This window comes from Streptomyces cellostaticus (assembly GCF_001513965.1).
Taxonomy (GTDB): domain Bacteria; phylum Actinomycetota; class Actinomycetes; order Streptomycetales; family Streptomycetaceae; genus Streptomyces; species Streptomyces cellostaticus.
Window position 1 is genome coordinate 213,885 of sequence record NZ_KQ948024.1, and the last position, 16,620, is coordinate 230,504.

Here is a 16,620-nt window from a genome sequence, read left to right on the forward strand (position 1 = left end):
GAGCCGTACGCGACGGAGCCGGAACCGCCCGACTGGACGCCCGCGTATGCGGGTGCGCGCTTCGGCCATGTCGGGAGCAGGGGGTGCTCCGGTTGCCTGGAAACATGACAGACACGAGGGAATCCGCGAGGCAGACACACACCGGCAACGTCGTCCTGGGCGCGGCCACGGTCGCCATGGGCCTGATCGCCGGGGTCTTCTACATCTTCGCCTGCGCGGTGATGCCGGCGCTGGCCCGCAGCGACGACCGGACGTATGTCGAGGTCATGCGCGACATCAACGCCGTGATCCAGAACCCGGTGTTCTTCCTGAGCTTCATGGGGGCGCTGGTGCTGACGGGGGTGTCGGCGTGGCAGCTGCGGGGCACGGCGTGCGGCCGCTGGGTGTGGGCGGCGCTGGCGGCGTACGCGCTGGTCTTCTTCGTCACGGTGGCGTTCAACATCCCGCTGAACAACGCCCTGGCGGCGAAGGGAGACCCGGCCGCCCTGCGGAAGCACTTCGAAGGACCGTGGGTGGCGTGGAACGTCGTCCGGGCGGTGGGGTCGACGGTGGCGCTGGGCTTCCTGACGCGGGCGCTGCTCAGCCGGCACTCCTTCCGCGCTCCGGCCGGCTGCACCTCTCCTCGTACAGCGAGTTGATCTCTCCTCGGCGAGCCGCCCTGGGACCGTGGGGCAGCTTCCTACACGTCCGCGTACTTCGCGTCCGCCGCCGGATCCAGCGCCAGCCGGTACCCCCGCTTCACCACCGTCTGGATCAGCTTCGGTGCCCCAAGAGCCGTACGCAGCCGGGCCATCGCCGTCTCCACGGCGTGCTCGTCGCGGCCCGCCCCGGGCAGGGCTCGCAGCAGTTCGGCCCGGGCCACCACCCATCCCGGCCGCCGCGACAGCGCCCGCAGCAGGGACATGCCCGCCGGCGGCACCGGCTTCAGCTCGCCGTCGACCAGCACCGCGTGGCCCCGGATCTCCACCCGGTGCCCGGCGATCGGCAACGCCCGCGCCCGCTTCGGGAGTTCCTGGCAGAGCAGCTGCACCAGCGGGCCGAGGCGGAAGCGCTCTGGCTGTACGGTGTCCACGCCCCGGGCCTGGAGGGGCAGTGCGGTGACGGGGCCCACGCAGGCCGGCAGTACGTCGTGGCCGAGCGCGACCAGGACCTCGCCGAGCAGTCCTCGCTCCTCGGCCCGCGACAGCAGCGACGCGGCGGCCGGTGCGCTGGTGAAGGTGAGGGCGTCCACGCCGCGTGCGGCGATCGCGTCGAGGAGGCGGTCCACGGGGCCTATGTCCTCCGGCGGCATCCAGCGGTACACCGGTACCAGGACGACTTCCGCTCCCGCCGCCCGCAGCGCCTCCACGAACCCCGGCAGCGGCTCCCCGTGCAGCTGTACGGCAATCCGGCGCCCGTCGACGCCCTCCTCCAGCAGCCGGTCGAGCACCTCCGCCATGGACTCGCTGGACGGCGACCACTCCTCCGTCAGCCCGGCGGCCCGGACGGCCCCCTTCACCTTGGGTCCGCGGGCGAGCAGTTCCACCCCGCGCAGCCGCCCGAGCAGCTGCTCCCCGAGTCCCCACCCGTCGGCGGCCTCGATCCAGCCCCGGAACCCGATCGCGGTGGTGGCCACCACGACGTCCGGCGCCTGGTCGATGATCTCCTTGGTGGCGGCGAGCAGCTCGCCGTCATCGGCAAGGGGCACTATGCGCAGGGCGGGCGCATGCAGCACGGTGGCGCCGCGCCGCTGGAGCAGCGCGCCCAGCTCGTCGGCCCGGCGCGCGGCGGTGACACCGACGGTGAATCCGGCGAGGGGTCCCTGTTCGGGGTGCTGCTGTGTGTCGTACATAGCTCTCCTACGTGGCCCGCATGCCGAACGAGCCTGTCAACGGCGCGTGACAGGCTCGGTTCGGCTTGATGTCGCCGGTGTTACGTCACACCTCGGCGTAGCTGAGCTGCGGCTTCGCCTCCGAGGCGGCAGTGTTGGCGTGAACCTGCCCGGCCGGACGGCGAAGGTATACGGCCCAGGTGACCACGAAACAGGCGCCGTAGAAGGCGAGGAAGGCGACGAAGGCGCCGGTGCCGGAGCCGTAGGAGAGGAAGGACTGGCGGAAGGCCATGTTGATGCCGACACCGCCGAGTGCGCCGACGGCTCCGATGAGTCCCATGGAGGCGCCGGACAGGCGTCGGCCGTAGGCGGCCGCTTCCTCACCGGTGAGCCCCTTGGCCAGGGCCTTCGCCTGGAAGATGCCGGGGATCATCTTGTACGTCGACCCGTTCCCGAGCCCGCTCAGCACGAACAGCACCACGAAGACCGACACGAACAGCGGCAGCGACTTCTGCATGCTGGCGACGACGAGTACGGCGGTGGCGGCGGCCATGCCGACGTAGTTCCACAGGGTGATGCGGGCCCCGCCGTACCGGTCGGCGAGCCAGCCGCCGACGGGCCGGATGAGGGAGCCGAGCAGCGGGCCGATGAAGGTGAGGTAGGCGGCCTGCAGCGGGGTGCGCCCGAACTGGTTGGTCAGTACCTGACCGAAGGCGAAGCTGTACCCGATGAAGGACCCGAACGTCCCGATGTAGAGGAAGGACATGATCCAGGTGTGCGCGTCCTTCGCCGCGTCCTTGGCGGCGCCCGTGTCGTTCTTCACCGAGGCGAGGTTGTCCATGAACAGCGCGGCGAGGACGGCCGCGACGACGATCAGCGGGATGTAGATCCCGAGCAGCACGCGCGGCCCGCCGCTCGCCCCGATGATCGCGAGGGCGACCAGCTGGATGACCGGGACGCCGATGTTCCCGCCGCCGGCGTTGAGGCCGAGGGCCCACCCCTTCTTGCGGAGGGGGAAGAAGGCGTTGATGTTGGTCATGCTGGAGGCGAAGTTGCCGCCGCCGATGCCCGCGAGGAGCCCCACGAGGAGGAAGGTGGAGAAGGACGTCCCCGGCTTCATGACGACGAAGGCGGCGGTGGTCGGCACGAGCAGCAGAGCGGCCGAGACGATCGTCCAGTTCCGGCCGCCGAAGACGGCGACGGCGAAGGTGTAGGGCACGCGGACGACGGCGCCGACGAGCGTGACCATGGAGGTCAGCAGGAACTTGTCGGCGGGGGTGAGCCCGTACTGGGGCCCCATGAAGAGCACGAGCACGGACCACATGGCCCAGATCGAGAATCCGATGTGCTCGGAGAGCACGGAGAAGAAGAGATTCCGCTTGGCGGTCTTCTCCCCGGTCTCGTTCCAGAAGGTCTCGTCCTCCGGATCCCAGCGCTCGATCCAGCGGCCGCTGCGACGGGTTGGGGCTGGGGCTGTCATGACGCCTCCACGGGGCTCCGGGGCTCGGGTGGTTCGCGGTGATGAGTCCCGAAGGTAGGGAGGGCGCGTTTCCTGCCTGTGGCTGTGGGTGACCGGAAAGGAACTTTGCTCTCACGCAGGGGACGGGGGCGCGGTGAGGACCGGAGCAGACCCCGGCAGCCGCCGAGGGGGAGGCAGGTGGCTGCCGCCAGGGTGGCCGACGCCGAAAAAACGCTGTTATTGTTGAGTAACGCTGTTATTCAACGAGGGGGCGGCACCATGCGCAATACGGCGGTCACGACCGAGAGCAGCGCCCGGACCACCGTCCGGATGACAGTCCTGGACGACCACGTCGAGAGCCGCACCGAGGCCCGGCTCCGCGCCGTCGAGGGCAGCGCCGACTCCCACGTCTGGCTCGCCTTCGCAGACGTCGAGCGCACGCTCGGCTTCACGCGCAAGCCGCAGGGCTGGTGCCGGGGCGACATCTGCATCCCGGCGGCCGGCGTCGCGCGGATCGAGGACGCGGACGCCGGGATGCTGGACATCACCGCCTTCGCCGAGCTGCTGGGCCGACCGGTGGCGATCGAGCCCGGTGCCGGGGTCGTGGCGCTCGGCGCATCGGCCGCCGACAGGTCGGCGGCGCTGGTGGGCGACCGGGCACCCGACTTCACCCTGCCGGACGTCGACGGTGTCGAGCACTCACTGGGCGATCTGCGCGGACGGAAGGTGGCGCTCGTCTTCTGGGCCTCGTGGTGCGGCTGCCGCTACGACCTCCCCGAGTGGGAGCGTCAGCACGCCGCGCTGGCCGCCGAGGGCCTCACCGTGCTGAGTGTCGCCGTGGACCGCCGCATCGCGGACGCGGCGCCCTGGATCGCCGAGGCCGCGCCGACGCACCCCGCGCTGATCGACGTCGACGGCCGGGTCGCGGATCTGTACCAGCTGCTCAACGTCCCGACCGTGCTCTGGATCGACGAGCAGGGCCGCATCGCCCGCCCGAACGACACCCAGTTCGCGACCGACCTCTTCCGCTCCATGAGCGGCCTGGACTCCGTGAAGGCCCTCGGCGCGCTGCGGCGGTGGGTGACGACCGGCGACCCGGGTCTGCACGCCGACTCGGTCGCGGAGCTGACCCGGCGGGGCACCCCGCAGCAGCAGCGTGCCCGCACGGAGGCCGCGCTGGCGCTCTGGCTGCTGCGCCACGGCCACCAGGAGGCGGCTGAACGGCACTTCACGGTCGCGTCGGAACTGGCGCCGGAAGACGTCACGACGTGGCGCAGCGCGATGCCGCTCCTGGGAGTGGATCCGATGGGCGACCAGTACTTCACCCGACGAACCGCGCTGGAGGAGGCGGGCGTGCCGGTCTACCGGCCGCTGCCGGACTGGCAGTAGCGACCGGCCGCCCGGCAGACACTCCTGGAGAATCGTTCCCATGCCCGCCAAATCACCGACCGGCGCCTTCGCCCGAGCCCAGGCCAAGGGCGAGGAGGCGCTGCGCACCGCCATGCTCGACATCGCCGCCGGGCTGCTGGCCGCCGAGGGCCCGGCCGCGCTGAGCATGCGCCGCCTGGCCACCGCTGCCGACTGCTCGACCACCGTCCTGTACCGCCTGTTCGGCGCCAAGGACGGCATCGCGGCGGCGCTCTACCGTGAAGGCTTCGCCCGGCTGCGCCGCCGCCTCGACGCCGTGCCGCGCGGCGGCGATCCGGCCGCGTACCTCGCCGCCCTCGGCCGCGCCTACCGCGCCAACGCCCTGGAAGAGCCCCACTTCTACCGCGTCATGCACGGCGAGGCCATCCCCGGCTTCGTACCTGACGAGGAGTCCCGCGCCGCAGCCGCGGCCAGTCTGGACGTGCTGCGGGAGGCGGCCCGCGCCGCGGTCGAGGCCGGCCTGCTGCGTGCGGACGCCGACGTCGACGAGATCACCGACACGCTGTGGGCGGCGGCCCACGGCGTGATCAGCCTGGAGCTCGGCGGGCACTTCCCGGGCGGTCTGGGTGAGGAGCGGTTCCGGGTCCTGACCCGGGCCGCGGTGGAGGCCTTCGTGCCCTGAGGGCGCGCGGAACAAGGTCAGGCGGACTCCGGGCCCGGGGCCTTCATCACCTCCCCGTCGACAGCCAGGAGCCACCCCCCGGCCGGCCGTCGCAGCCAGCCTTCGGCGTCGGCGATCTCCATGGCCGCCCTCCGCAGCGCGGTCAGGCCGGGGTGCGTCAGACCCTTCCGCCAGACCAGGGACACGGCCGACAGCGGAACCGGATCCACGAGCGGCCGCAGCACCGTGCGGGGCATGGCCGGAAAGTCCACCACGGCCAGGACCGGGTTCCGCGTCTTGGCCATGATCCGCTCGAATTCCTCGTCCCCGACCGCCAGCGGCAGGGGGGAGGCGAGCCGGATGCCGCGTCCCTCGAAGAGGTGAAGGGCGAGGTCGGTCCACTCCCGGGTGCGCGGGTTCCCGGCGCCCGCGTACACCGTCTCCCCGGCCAGCGCGGCCAGCGGCACCGCCGGCCGGGCGGCCAGGGGGTGGTCCTCGGGCAGCACGACGGCCATCGGCTCGTAGCGCACCGGCTGCTGTTCCAGACCGGAGCGCAGGGCCGCGTCCAGGCCGGCGAAGCGCCCGAAGGAGGCGTCCAGCCGGCCGGTGAGCAGGTCGGCCGCCGCTCCCGTCAAGCCGCTCTCGTAGCGGGCCATCAGCTCGCAGTCGGGGGCGAGTTCCCGGGCCCGGTGCAGCACGCGGCGGCCGGTGGCCAGGCCCGCGGAGTTGAGGTCGACCAGCAGCGGCCGGGCCTGGCGGAAGGCGGCGAGCAGATCGTCCTGGGCGGCCAGGACCCGCCGGGCATGCGGCAGCAGACGCTCGCCGTCCGCGGTCAGCGTCACCTGCCGGGTGGTCCGTACGAACAGCTCGGCGCCCAGCTCCCGCTCCAGCCGCCGCACGTCCCGGCTGAGCGCCTGCTGGGCGACGTACAGGCGGGCCGCGGCCCGGGTGAAGTGGAGCTCCTCGGCGACGGCGACGAAGGCGCGCAGGAGGCGGGGGTCTAGGGCGGCGGGGACGGGCATGGCGGCGAATTTACAACGCGGGTGCGTGAATCGGCACCGAGAAGGTGTTGGACCCGTGATCCACTTCGAGCGAACGTTGACCCATGCCGCAACAGACCGTCGAAGACAGCCGGATACAGAACAGACAAGCACGACTCACCGGATACCGCCGCCTCTTCTCCCTCCCCGGCACCCGCGCCTTCACCGCCGGCAACCTGATCGCCCGCCTCCCCATGGGCATGTTCGGGGTGAGCGCGGTCGTGATGATCGCCGGATCCCGCGGCTCGTACGCCCTCGCCGGCGCCGTCACCGCCACCGGGCTCGCGGCGACCGGGGTGGCCGGGCCCTGGATCGCACGGCTCGTCGACCGGCACGGGCAGGCCCGCGTCGCCGTACCGGCCACGCTCACCGCGGTGCTGGGCAGCCTCGCGCTCCTGCTGTGCGTGCGCTACGGCGCCCCGGACTGGACCCTGTTCGCCGCCTACGCCGCCACCGCGACCACCCCGAACATCGGCGGCCTGTCCCGCGCCCGCTGGGCCCACCTGCTGCGCGAGGACACCGGAGCGCTGCACACCGCGAACTCCTTCGAACAGGCCGCCGACGAGCTGTGCTTCATGCTCGGCCCGGTGCTCGCCTCCTTCCTGACCGGCACGTTCTTCCCGGAGGCGGGCACGCTCGCCGGGGCCGCGCTGCTGCTGGCCGGGATGCTGCTGTTCACCGCGCAGCGGGCGACCGAGCCGCCGCCGCAGGCCCGTTCGAAGGCACCGTCGCCGCTCAGGAGCCCGGGGATCCCGCCGCTGCTGGCCTGCTTCGTGGCGACCGGCGCGGTGTTCGGTTCGATGGAGGTCGTCACGATCGCGTACGCCGACGCACAGGGGCACCGCGCGGCGGCCGGTGTCGTCCTCGCGCTGCAGGCGGCCGGTTCGTGCGCGGCGGGTCTGCTGTACGGGGCGCTGAAGCCGGCCGGCCTGCGCCTGGCCCAGTGCCTGCCGGCGATGGCCGTACTGATGACCCTGCCCTGGCTCGCGGCCACCGTCACCGGTTCGCTCGTGGCCCTGGCGGGCGCGCTGCTGGTGGCGGGCATGGCGACCGCGCCGACGATGGTGACCGCGATGACCCTGGTGCAGCAGCGCACCCCGGCCGACCGGCTCAACGAGGGCATGAGTCTGGTCGTCACCGCCCTGCTCACCGGCATCGCGTGCGGCTCGGCGGCCGGCGGCTGGGCGGCCGAGCGCCTCTCCCCCGCCGCCGCCTTCGCAGTCCCGGCCGCCGCGGCCACCGTGGCCCTGCTGATCAACTTGGCGGCGCGCACGCACCGTCGAATCGCTTGAGGCAATTCCCGTCCCACCCGTTGACGCCCGCACCACCCCCGCCTACCTTCCTCCGTCGAAGCGCTTCGACGTCACGCATCGAATCGATTCGACCGACGCTGCGTGACGCCCCGAGAACCATCCGACTCCCCTGGAGGCACTGGATGTTGACGGTACGAAGGCGACGGGCGATGACGGCCGCGGCGGCGGTCCTGGCCGGGTCCCTGCTGCTGGCCTCCTGCGGCGGCTCGGACAGCGGCTCCGCCGACGGCAAGACCCTCAGGCTGTGGCACTACGAGGGTTCCGACAGCGCGATGGGCGTGGCCTGGAACGAAGCCATCAAGGAGTTCGAGGCCACGCACCCGGGCGTCAAGGTGAAGTTCGAGGAGAAGGGCTTCGAGCAGATCCAGAAGACCGCCCCGATGGTCCTGAACTCCTCCGACGCACCCGACCTCATGGAGTACAACAAGGGCAACGCGACGGCGGGGCTGCTGTCCCGGCAGGGCCTGCTCACCGATCTCACCGCCGAGGCGGCCAGGCGCGGCTGGGACAGGAAACTCAGCGCGGGCGTGCGGACCACGAGCCGGTACGACTCGGCCGGCGTCATGGGCTCCGGCAAGTGGTACGGCGTGACCGACTACGCCGAGTACGCGATGGTCTTCTACAACAAGGACCTGTTCAAGAAGTACGGGATCGCCGAACCGAAGACGTTCGACGACCTCACCGCGGCCATGGACACCTTCGTCGCCAAGGGCGTCACCCCGCTCGCGAACGCGGGCGCCGAGTACATCGCCCAGCAGTACCTCTACCAGCTCGCCCTCTCCAAGGCCGACCGCTCATGGGTCGACGCGTACGAGCTGTACAAAGGCAGGACCGACTTCCACGACGCCGCCTGGACCTACGCCGCGAACACGTTCGCCGACTGGGTGAAGAAGGGCTACCTCGGCAAGAGCTCCAGCGGGACGAAGGCCGAGGACGCGGGTGTGTCCTTCATCCGGGGCAAGGCGCCGATCCTGTTCTCGGGCAGCTGGTGGTACGGCCGCTTCAAGGCGGAGAACACGTTCGACTGGGGCACCTTCCCGTGGCCCGGCTCGCACCTCACCCTCGGCTCGGGCGGCAACCTGTGGGTCGTCCCCCAGGGCGCCAGGAACAAGGAACTCGCCTACGACTTCATCGACATCACCCTGTCGAAGAAGATCCAGAACCTGCTCGGCAACAAGGGCGGCGTCCCGGTCGCCGCGGACACCTCGGCCGTCACCGACCCGCAGGCCAAGACCCTCATCGACCACTTCGACACCCTCTCGCGGCGCGACGGGCTCGCCTTCTATCCCGACTGGCCGGTCCCCGGCTTCTACGACACCCTCGTCTCCGAGACGCAGAAGCTGATCACCGGCAGCGAGAGTCCGGACGCCTACCTGGACCATCTGCAGAAGGCGTACGACAAGGGCGTACCGCGGCGATGACGGTGAGCCGCCGCCCCCGCGACTCCTACGCCCTGTTCCTGCTCCCCGGCGTCCTCGCTTTCCTGGCCGTCATCGTCGTCCCGTTCCTGATGAACACGGGCGTGGGCTTCACCGACTGGCAGGGCGTGGGCACCCCGAAGTGGTCCGGGCTCGCCAACTACCGCGAGCTGCTGGACGACTCCGAGTTCTGGGCGTCCTTCCGGCACAGCCTGTTCATGGTCGTCGCGATGGCCGCCGTACCGACCGCTCTCGGACTCGTGCTGGCCGCCGCCCTGTTCGACTACATCGGCAAGCACTTCGGCAGCAGGGTCGCCGCCGTCCTGCGCGCCTGCTTCTACCTCCCCCAGGTGCTGCCGGTCGCCGTCGCCGGCATCGTCTGGAGCTGGATCCTCGCGCCGGAGGACGGCTCCCTGAACGAGCTGCTGAAGGCGGTCGGACTCGGCGGCCGGCAGCAGGACTGGCTCGGCGACCCCGACATCGCGCTGTACAGCGTCATGGGCGTGCTGGTGTGGGTGCAGCTCGGCTTCCCGCTGGTCGTCTTCATGGCGGGCCTCGGGCGCGTGGACCCCCAGCTGTACGAGGCGGCCGAGCTGGACGGGGCCGGCTGGTGGCGCCGCTTCAGGCACATCACGCTGGCGCAGCTGCTCCCGGAGATCTCCGTCGTCCTGACCTGGTGCACGATCGCCGCGCTCAAGGTGTTCGGAGCGGTGTACGTGCTGACCAAGGGCGGCCCGGGCGGCGCGACCGACGTGCCCTCCTACTTCTCCTTCGCCACGTTCTTCGAGACGACCCAGGTCGGCTACGGCGCCGCGATCTCCACCGTGCTGACCGTGCTCATCCTGCTGCTCTCCCTGGCCGGGCTGAAGCTCCAGACCCGTGCCGAGGACGACGGGGAAGGAGCCCGCGCATGAGGACCGCCCTGCGCCGCTACCCGGTGCTGATCGCCCTGTGCCTGGCGGCCCTGTTCATGGTGGTGCCGTTCGTGATCGTCGCCGTCAACGCGGTGAAATCGCCGGCCGAGTACTCCCGGCACGGCCCGCTCAGCCTCCCCGAGGGCCTCTACCTGGACGGCCTGAAGGACTTCTGGCAGCGCGTCGACTACGGGCAGAAGCTGGCCAACTCAGTGCTGATCAGCGGCTCGGTGGCGGTCCTGGCCGCCATCCTGTCGGTGCTGAACGCGTACGCGATCGGCATCGGCCGGATCAGGGGCCGCACCTGGGTGCTGGCCTTCTTCCTCCTCGCGAACATGCTGCCGCAGGAGGCCCTGGTCTACCCGCTGTACTACCTGAGCAAGCAGGCCGGGCTCTACGACACCCGGCTCAGCGTGATCATCGTGTTCACGGTGATCCAGGCGGCCTTCGGCACGTATCTGCTCTCCTCGGTGCTGGGCCGGTTCCCGCGCGAGATCATCGAGGCGGCCCGCATCGACGGCGCGAACACGTGGCAGGTGCTGTGGCGGATCGTCGTCCCGGTCAGCCGCCCGACGATCGGCGTCCTCCTGGTCTTCTTCTTCATCTGGACCTGGAACGAGTTCCTGCTCCCGCTGGTCATGCTGGTCTCCAACGACAACCAGACCGTGTCGGTGGCCCTCGGTGTCCTCCAGGGCCAGCGTCTGATGGACGCCACCATGACCGACGCGGCGGCCCTGCTCGGTGTACTGCCCGCGCTCGTCTTCTTCCTCGTCTTCCAGCGGACGCTCACCCGCGGCATCGCCGTGGGTGCGGTCAAGTAAAGGGGTGCGCGCGTGAAGTTCACCGACGGCTACTGGCTGCTGCGCGAGGGCGTCACCGCCGCCCATCCGGTGGAGGTCCTCGACGTCACCGCGCAGGAGGGCACGTTGGAGATCCACGCGCCGACCCGGCGCGGCCCTGGGCGCTGGCCGCCGGGCAGCGGGTCGCGCGGGCCCCGGCGGGCACCGGATTTCTCTCCCTGGAGCTGAGCTGATGGTCAAGATCACCGATGTGGCGCGGCGCGCGGGGGTCTCCCCCAGCACCGTCTCGTACGCCCTCAGCGGCAAGCGCCCGATCTCGGACGAGACGAAGCGCCGGGTGGAGGCGGCCATCCGCGAGCTGGGCTACCGGCCGCACGCCGGCGCCCGGGCCCTCGCCAGCAGTCGCTCGAACGTCCTGGCGCTGGTGATCCCCCTACGGGCCGGCATCCACGTACCCGTGGTCATGCAGTTCGCGGTGTCGGTGGTGACATCCGCCCGCCGGCACGACCACGATGTCCTGCTCCTCACCCAGGAGGAGGGCGAGGACGGGCTGCGCCGGGTCGCGGACGCGGCACTGGTGGACGCGCTGATCGTGATGGACGTCCAGCTGCGCGACCCCCGGCTGCCGTTGCTGCGCTCGCTGGACCGGCCGTCGGTGATGATCGGGTTCCCTCTGGAGTCCGAGGGGCTGACCTGCGTCGACCTCGACTTCAAGGCGGCCGGGGAGTTGTGCGTGGAGCGACTCGCGGGGCTCGGGCACCGGGTCGTGGCGCTCGTCGGGTCGCCGCCGGAGGTGTACGTGCGGGGCACGGCGTTCGCCCAGCGGGTGGTCCAGGGCTTCACGGCCGCCGCCCACCGCAGCGCTCTCGCCTCCTCGGTACACCCGTGCGAGGCGACCCCGGCGGCGGCCCGCCGCCTTGCGGAACGGCTTCTGCGCGAGCACCCGGCGCTGACCGGCGTCGTCGTCCACAACGAGGCGGTGCTGGAACCCCTGATCGACGCCTTCGAGCAGCTCGGGCTGCGCGTCCCCGCCGACCTGTCGGTCACCGCGATCTGTCCCGACGAGACCGCCGCGGCCCTGCGGGTACCGGTGACCTCGGTCGCCCTGCCGTCGGCCGAACTCGGCGAACGGGCGGTGGAGTTGCTGATGCAGAAGCTGACCGGCACCGCCGTCCCGCAGGAGACCCTGCTCGCACCCCACCTGACGGAACGCGCGAGCACCGCACCACGACTCGCGTGAGACGCCACGGCTGCCGAGGGCAGGCGACCGCCACGCTCCCGCCCATGACAAAGGCCCCGCCGCTCGGAGCGACGGGGCCTTTGCCCACATGGGATGACGGGGTCTGGGGGCATGCCCCCAGCTCCAGGTCGTGGAGATGGCGGGAATCGAACCCGCGTCCAACGGTGCGGAATCAGGGCTTCTCCGTGTGCAGTTCGCTGTGATTTTCTCGGCCCCGGCAATCACGCGAACAAGTCGCCGACGGGCCCAGTCACTGTTAGATTTCCCTCTTCACCCCGTGACCGGGATCAAGGTTTAGTTCCCTAGCTGATGCCAGGATCCGGGTCGGGAACAGCCCCGGGCTGACACTTCGCAAGTCGCTACTTAGGCAGCGAGGGCGAAGGAATCGCGCTTGGTGTTGGCGATTATTTTTTGCGACATATGGTTTACGAGATCATTGCCGCTTCCTCGACACGCTTCCCCTGCTTCGACAGCCGCTGTCGAAACCGATCATCCCCATGTTGATTTTTCAATCCCCTCCGGAGAGGGGTGCGCACCCTCTGTGGAGTGCAGTGCCATCGTACGTGACCAACGCACCCGCGTGCCAGCTTATTCCCGGCGGCCCGGCTAGACGCCCCGCTGCTTGCGCTTCGCCGCCGCGATCGCACGGTCCGACTCACGCCGGTCCTGCTTCTCCCGCAGGGTCTGCCGCTTGTCGTACTCCTTCTTGCCCCGGGCGAGCGCGATCTCGGCCTTCGCGCGGCCGTCCTTGAAGTACAGGGCGAGCGGCACGATGGTGTGACCCGTCTCCTGGGCCTTGGACTCCAGCTTGTCGATCTCCTCGCGGTGCAGCAGCAGCTTGCGCTTGCGGCGCGCGGAGTGGTTGGTCCAGCTGCCCTGGTGGTACTCGGGGATGTGGGCGTTGTGCAGCCACGCCTCACCCCGGTCGATCTGGACGAAGCCGTCGGTCAGCGAGGTCCGTCCCTCACGCAGCGACTTGACCTCGGTGCCGGTGAGTACGAGCCCGGCCTCGTAGGTGTCAACAATCGCGTAGTCGTGCCGGGCCTTCTTGTTCTGGGCGACGATCTTGCGCTTGCCGCCCTTCTCGCCGTCCCTGACCTTGGCGGCCCCTCCGCCCTGCTTGGGCTGGGACTCCTTCGGTACGTACATTCCCTTGCTCATAGTGCCGTCCATTTTCGCACCACGGGAGGGGTGGGTGGGAAGCGTATTAAGGGTGCTGGGAGGGGTTGAGGGCGCTAGGAGGGGTCGCCGAGGCCCGCCAGGACCGTCTCCGCCCGCTGGAGGGCCTGTGGCCCGGCTTCCAGGTCCGGGGTGATGCCCCGGCGGTCCACGGCGTGGCCCGAGGGGGTGCGGTAGTGGCCCACGGTCAGCTCGGCCACCGAGCCGTCGGGCAGCTCGGTCGGCATCTGGATGGAGCCCTTCCCGAAGGTGCGGGAGCCGATCACGACCGCGCGGCCCCGGTCCTGGAGGGCGCCGGTGAGCATCTCGGCCGCGCTCATGGTGCCGCCGTCGACCAGGGCGACCAGGGGCCGGGTGATGTCGCCGCCGGCCTCGGCGTGCAGGGCGCGCTGGGCGCCGTCGACGTCGTAGGTGGCGACCAGGCCGCCGTCGAGGAAGGCGGAGGCGGTGTCCACCGCCTCGGTGACCAGGCCGCCCGAGTTGCCGCGCAGGTCGAGGACGATTCCGGCGCCGGGCGGGGCCTCGCGCACCGCGGCGCGGACGGCGTCCCCGGAGCCCTTGGTGAAGGCGGCGATCCGGATGACGGTGACCCCGTCGGGCAGCTTGCGGACGGTCACGGAGTCGGTGGACAGGCGGGCCCGGTGCAGGATCCGGGTCCACGCGCGCGTGCCGCGCTGCAGGCCCAGCGTGACCGTCGTACCGGCGGGCGCGTCCTCGGCGTCGCCGCGGAGTAAGGAGACCACGTCGGTGACCGGCCGCCCGTCGACCTTGGCGCCGTCGACGCTGCGCAGCCGGTCGCCCTTGTGGATGCCGGCGTCGGCCGCGGGCGAGCCGGGCTGCACCCGCGTCACCTGGATACGGCCGTCCCGCTCGCGCCGGGCCCACAGGCCGACGCCGGTGTACTGGCCGTCGAGGGCCTCCTGGAACTCCTGGTACTCGCCCTCGGAGTAGACGGCACCCCAGCGGTCCCCGCTGCGGCTGACGGCCCGCTCGGCGGCCTCCATCGGCGACTTCCCGTCGGCCATGGCCTCGGCGGCGGCCTCCCGCACGTCCTCGTGGCGGGGGGCGGTGCGCGCCGAACCGGCGGTGGTCCTGCGGCCCGAGGCGTCCGCCGGCCCGGTGTCCGGGAAGGAACCGGTGGCGGCGCCGGCGACCAGGACGCCGGCGAAGACCAATGTCAGGGCGGCCCCGCGGCGGATGCGGCGGGGCTCACAGAACAGGTCTCGGCCTGACATGGCCGTGAGTCTAGGACAACGCGAAGGGCCGCACGGCCGGATGCCCGTACGGCCCTCTTGGCATGCGTCACACCTTCAAGTACTTGCGCAGCGCGAAGAACGCCGCCAGAGAAGGCATCAGCACACTGGTGGCGAGGATCAGCGGGAGCTTGGTCAACACCGCGTCCCAGCCGACGAAGTTGATGAGCGTGAGCTTGGCGGACAGGGCCATGCCGTGGTCGATGGTGAAGTACCGGCCGACCACCAGGAACACACAGGCGAGGCCGCCGCCGATCAGGCCCGCGACCGCCGCCTCCATGATGAACGGCGCCTGGATGTAGAAGCCCGAAGCACCGACCAGGCGCATGATCCCGGTCTCGCGCCGTCGGCTGAACGCCGAGACGCGCACGGTGTTGACGATCAGCAGCAGCGCGATGAGCAGCATCAGCGCCATCACGAAGAGCGCCGCCTGGTTCATCAGACCGAGCAGCTGGAAGAGGTTGTCCAGAATGCCCTTCTGGTCCTGCACCGACTGCACACCGTCACGCCCGTTGAAGGCAGTTGCGATGACCTGGTACTTCTTCGGATCCTTGAGCTTGATCCGGTACGACTCCTGCATCTGGTCCGGGGTGAGCGAGCTGACCAGCGGGGAGTTGCCGAACTGCTCCTTGTAGTGCTTGTACGCCTCGTCCTGCGACTCGTAGGTCACCTTCGCGACGAGCGGCATCTTCTGCAGGTCGGCGAGGATCTGCTTCTTCTGGTCCTCGGTGACCGCACCCTTGGCGCAGTTCACGTCCGACTGCGCGTCGCTCTTGTTGCACAGGAAGATCGAGACGTTGACCTTGTCGTACCAGTAGCCCTTCATGGTGCTCACCTGGTCGCTCATCAGCAGTGAGCCGCCGAAGAGGGACAGGGACAGGGCGACGGAGACGATGACGGCGAAGGTCATCGTCAGGTTGCGGCGGAGACCGACACCGATCTCCGACAGGACGAACTGGGCGCGCATGGCCTCGGGTTAAGCCTTTCCGTGGACGTGACTCGGGGGGCGGCGGGTCAGTGCTGGTAGCCGTAGACGCCGCGGGCCTGGTCGCGGACGAGGCGGCCCTTCTCCAGCTCGATGACGCGCTTGCGCATCTGGTCCACGATGTTCTGGTCGTGCGTCGCCATGATCACGGTGGTGCCCGTCCGGTTGATGCGGTCGAGCAGCTTCATGATGCCGACGGAGGTCTGCGGGTCGAGGTTGCCGGTGGGCTCGTCCGCGATGAGCAGCTTGGGCCGGTTGACGAAGGCACGCGCGATGGCCACACGCTGCTGCTCACCACCGGACAACTCGCCCGGCATCCGGTCCTCCTTGCCGCCGAGCCCGACGAGGTCGAGCACCTGCGGCACGGACTTGCGGATCTCGCCGCGCGACTTGCCGATGACCTCCTGCGCGAAGGCCACGTTCTCCGCGACCGTCTTGTTGGGCAGGAGCCGGAAGTCCTGGAACACCGTCCCCAGCTGGCGGCGCATCTGCGGCACCTTCCAGTTGGAGAGGCGCGCGAGATCCTTGCCCAGGACGTGCACCTGGCCGTGGCTGCACCGCTCCTCGCGGAGGATGAGCCGCAGGAAGGTGGACTTTCCGGAGCCGGAGGACCCCACGAGGAAGACGAACTCGCCCTTCTCCACCTCCAGGGAGACATCCCTGAGGGCTGGGCGGGTCTGTTTGGGGTAGACCTTGGAGACGTTGTCGAATCGGATCACGGATGCACCACGGGTCGCCGGGGGTAGATGAGCGTGACCATACGCGAACCGAGTACGCAAGCGCAGGGCCCGTACGGGGTTGGGGGTGGGTTGTGCACTTTTGTACCCGCGGCTGCTCTTACCACCTCTCTGTCGGCGCCCCGCGCAGGCTCCACGGGAACCTGGCAGAGTGGAGGGGGAACGTTCTCGTTCCCGGAAGCGTTGTATGGGTGAAGGCCGGTGCAAGGAGGGCGACCGCATGACGTACGACCGGTTGGTGTGCGCGAACTGCGCGGCGCCCGTGAGCGAGGGCCGGTGCCCGGTGTGCCGTGCCAATCGCGAGCGACTGCAGCAGGAGGGCTTCTTCGCGGGGCTGAACCCGATGGCGCTGATCGCGCTGCTGGCGGTGCTGATCGCCGCGGTGGCGCTGCTGGCGCACCAGACCGCGTAAGAAGACCGGAAAGACCCGGCAAGAGCACCGG

At 70.5% G+C, this 16,620-nt stretch carries 17 protein-coding genes and 1 other RNA gene; 10 read left to right on the forward strand and 8 right to left on the reverse strand.

The annotated features are described in order from the left end of the window. Nucleotides 1-104 precede the first annotated feature (104 nt). On the forward strand, nucleotides 105-638 hold the full coding sequence (locus tag AQI88_RS21000; protein WP_067001527.1) for an anthrone oxygenase family protein: 534 nt from the start codon (nucleotides 105-107) through the stop codon (nucleotides 636-638). 41 nt (nucleotides 639-679) lie between these two features. On the opposite strand, the gene AQI88_RS21005 is transcribed toward AQI88_RS21000, so the two are convergent. Further along, nucleotides 680-1,831 carry a uroporphyrinogen-III synthase gene (locus tag AQI88_RS21005; RefSeq protein ID WP_067001530.1) on the reverse strand — a complete coding sequence of 384 codons (1,152 nt, stop codon included), beginning with the start codon at nucleotides 1,829-1,831 and terminating at the stop codon, nucleotides 680-682. 85 nt (nucleotides 1,832-1,916) lie between these two features. Further along, entirely contained in the window at nucleotides 1,917-3,290 is a 1,374-nt protein-coding gene (locus AQI88_RS21010) for a nitrate/nitrite transporter (protein WP_067001533.1), read from the reverse strand. Nucleotides 3,291-3,548: 258 nt separating this feature from the next. On the opposite strand from AQI88_RS21010, the gene AQI88_RS21015 reads away from it, so the two are divergent. Together AQI88_RS21015 and AQI88_RS21020 are read left to right on the forward strand one after the other, a co-directional pair. Next, nucleotides 3,549-4,658 carry a TlpA disulfide reductase family protein gene (locus AQI88_RS21015; protein ID WP_067001537.1) on the forward strand — a complete coding sequence of 370 codons (1,110 nt, stop codon included), beginning with the start codon at nucleotides 3,549-3,551 and terminating at the stop codon, nucleotides 4,656-4,658. Nucleotides 4,659-4,698: 40 nt separating this feature from the next. Then, nucleotides 4,699-5,319, forward strand: coding sequence for a TetR/AcrR family transcriptional regulator (locus AQI88_RS21020; RefSeq protein WP_067001540.1), 621 nt, complete (start codon nucleotides 4,699-4,701; stop codon nucleotides 5,317-5,319). A 17-nt stretch (nucleotides 5,320-5,336) separates the two neighbouring features. Here AQI88_RS21020 and AQI88_RS21025 read toward each other — a convergent pair whose 3' ends face one another. After that, on the reverse strand, nucleotides 5,337-6,320 hold the full coding sequence (locus AQI88_RS21025) for a LysR family transcriptional regulator (RefSeq protein WP_067001543.1): 984 nt from the start codon (nucleotides 6,318-6,320) through the stop codon (nucleotides 5,337-5,339). A gap of 83 nt (nucleotides 6,321-6,403) precedes the next feature. On the opposite strand from AQI88_RS21025, the gene AQI88_RS21030 reads away from it, so the two are divergent. The 6 genes from AQI88_RS21030 (at nucleotide 6,404) to AQI88_RS21055 (ending at nucleotide 12,023) form a co-directional block, all read left to right on the forward strand. Next, on the forward strand, nucleotides 6,404-7,630 hold the full coding sequence (locus tag AQI88_RS21030; protein WP_208615846.1) for an MFS transporter: 1,227 nt from the start codon (nucleotides 6,404-6,406) through the stop codon (nucleotides 7,628-7,630). 143 nt (nucleotides 7,631-7,773) lie between these two features. After that, the gene (locus tag AQI88_RS21035; RefSeq protein ID WP_067001546.1) at nucleotides 7,774-9,072 is read left to right on the forward strand and encodes an ABC transporter substrate-binding protein; all 1,299 of its coding nucleotides are present in this window, start codon (nucleotides 7,774-7,776) and stop codon (nucleotides 9,070-9,072) included. After that, a complete protein-coding gene (locus AQI88_RS21040; RefSeq protein ID WP_067001550.1) occupies nucleotides 9,069-9,983 on the forward strand; it encodes a carbohydrate ABC transporter permease in 915 nt (304 codons plus the stop codon). Before AQI88_RS21035 ends, AQI88_RS21040 begins: the two co-directional genes overlap by 4 nt. Continuing rightward, on the forward strand, nucleotides 9,980-10,804 hold the full coding sequence (locus tag AQI88_RS21045) for a carbohydrate ABC transporter permease (RefSeq protein ID WP_067001553.1): 825 nt from the start codon (nucleotides 9,980-9,982) through the stop codon (nucleotides 10,802-10,804). The genes AQI88_RS21040 and AQI88_RS21045 overlap by 4 nt, the downstream gene beginning before the upstream one ends. Before the next feature lie 12 nt (nucleotides 10,805-10,816). Then, the gene (locus tag AQI88_RS21050; RefSeq protein ID WP_067001556.1) at nucleotides 10,817-11,011 is read left to right on the forward strand and encodes a hypothetical protein; all 195 of its coding nucleotides are present in this window, start codon (nucleotides 10,817-10,819) and stop codon (nucleotides 11,009-11,011) included. Nucleotides 11,012-11,015: 4 nt separating this feature from the next. Further along, entirely contained in the window at nucleotides 11,016-12,023 is a 1,008-nt protein-coding gene (locus AQI88_RS21055; protein WP_208615847.1) for a LacI family DNA-binding transcriptional regulator, read from the forward strand. Between the two features lie 128 nt (nucleotides 12,024-12,151). Here AQI88_RS21055 and ssrA read toward each other — a convergent pair. The 5 genes from ssrA to ftsE form a co-directional block, all read right to left on the reverse strand. Continuing rightward, nucleotides 12,152-12,520, reverse strand: a transfer-messenger RNA (tmRNA) gene (gene ssrA / locus AQI88_RS21060). A 109-nt stretch (nucleotides 12,521-12,629) separates the two neighbouring features. Then, complete coding sequence (gene smpB / locus AQI88_RS21065; protein WP_067001764.1) at nucleotides 12,630-13,172, reverse strand: SsrA-binding protein SmpB; 543 nt, start codon at nucleotides 13,170-13,172, stop codon at nucleotides 12,630-12,632. Between the two features lie 86 nt (nucleotides 13,173-13,258). After that, entirely contained in the window at nucleotides 13,259-14,437 is a 1,179-nt protein-coding gene (locus AQI88_RS21070) for a S41 family peptidase (protein WP_208615848.1), read from the reverse strand. Nucleotides 14,438-14,504: 67 nt separating this feature from the next. After that, entirely contained in the window at nucleotides 14,505-15,422 is a 918-nt protein-coding gene (ftsX, locus tag AQI88_RS21075) for a permease-like cell division protein FtsX (protein WP_067001566.1), read from the reverse strand. 47 nt (nucleotides 15,423-15,469) lie between these two features. After that, a complete protein-coding gene (ftsE, locus tag AQI88_RS21080; RefSeq protein WP_055707746.1) occupies nucleotides 15,470-16,159 on the reverse strand; it encodes a cell division ATP-binding protein FtsE in 690 nt (229 codons plus the stop codon). Nucleotides 16,160-16,397: 238 nt separating this feature from the next. Between ftsE and AQI88_RS21085 the strand changes: the two genes are divergently transcribed. Continuing rightward, nucleotides 16,398-16,589, forward strand: a complete 192-nt coding sequence (locus AQI88_RS21085; RefSeq protein ID WP_067001570.1) for a hypothetical protein — start codon at nucleotides 16,398-16,400, stop codon at nucleotides 16,587-16,589. Nucleotides 16,590-16,620 lie beyond the last annotated feature (31 nt).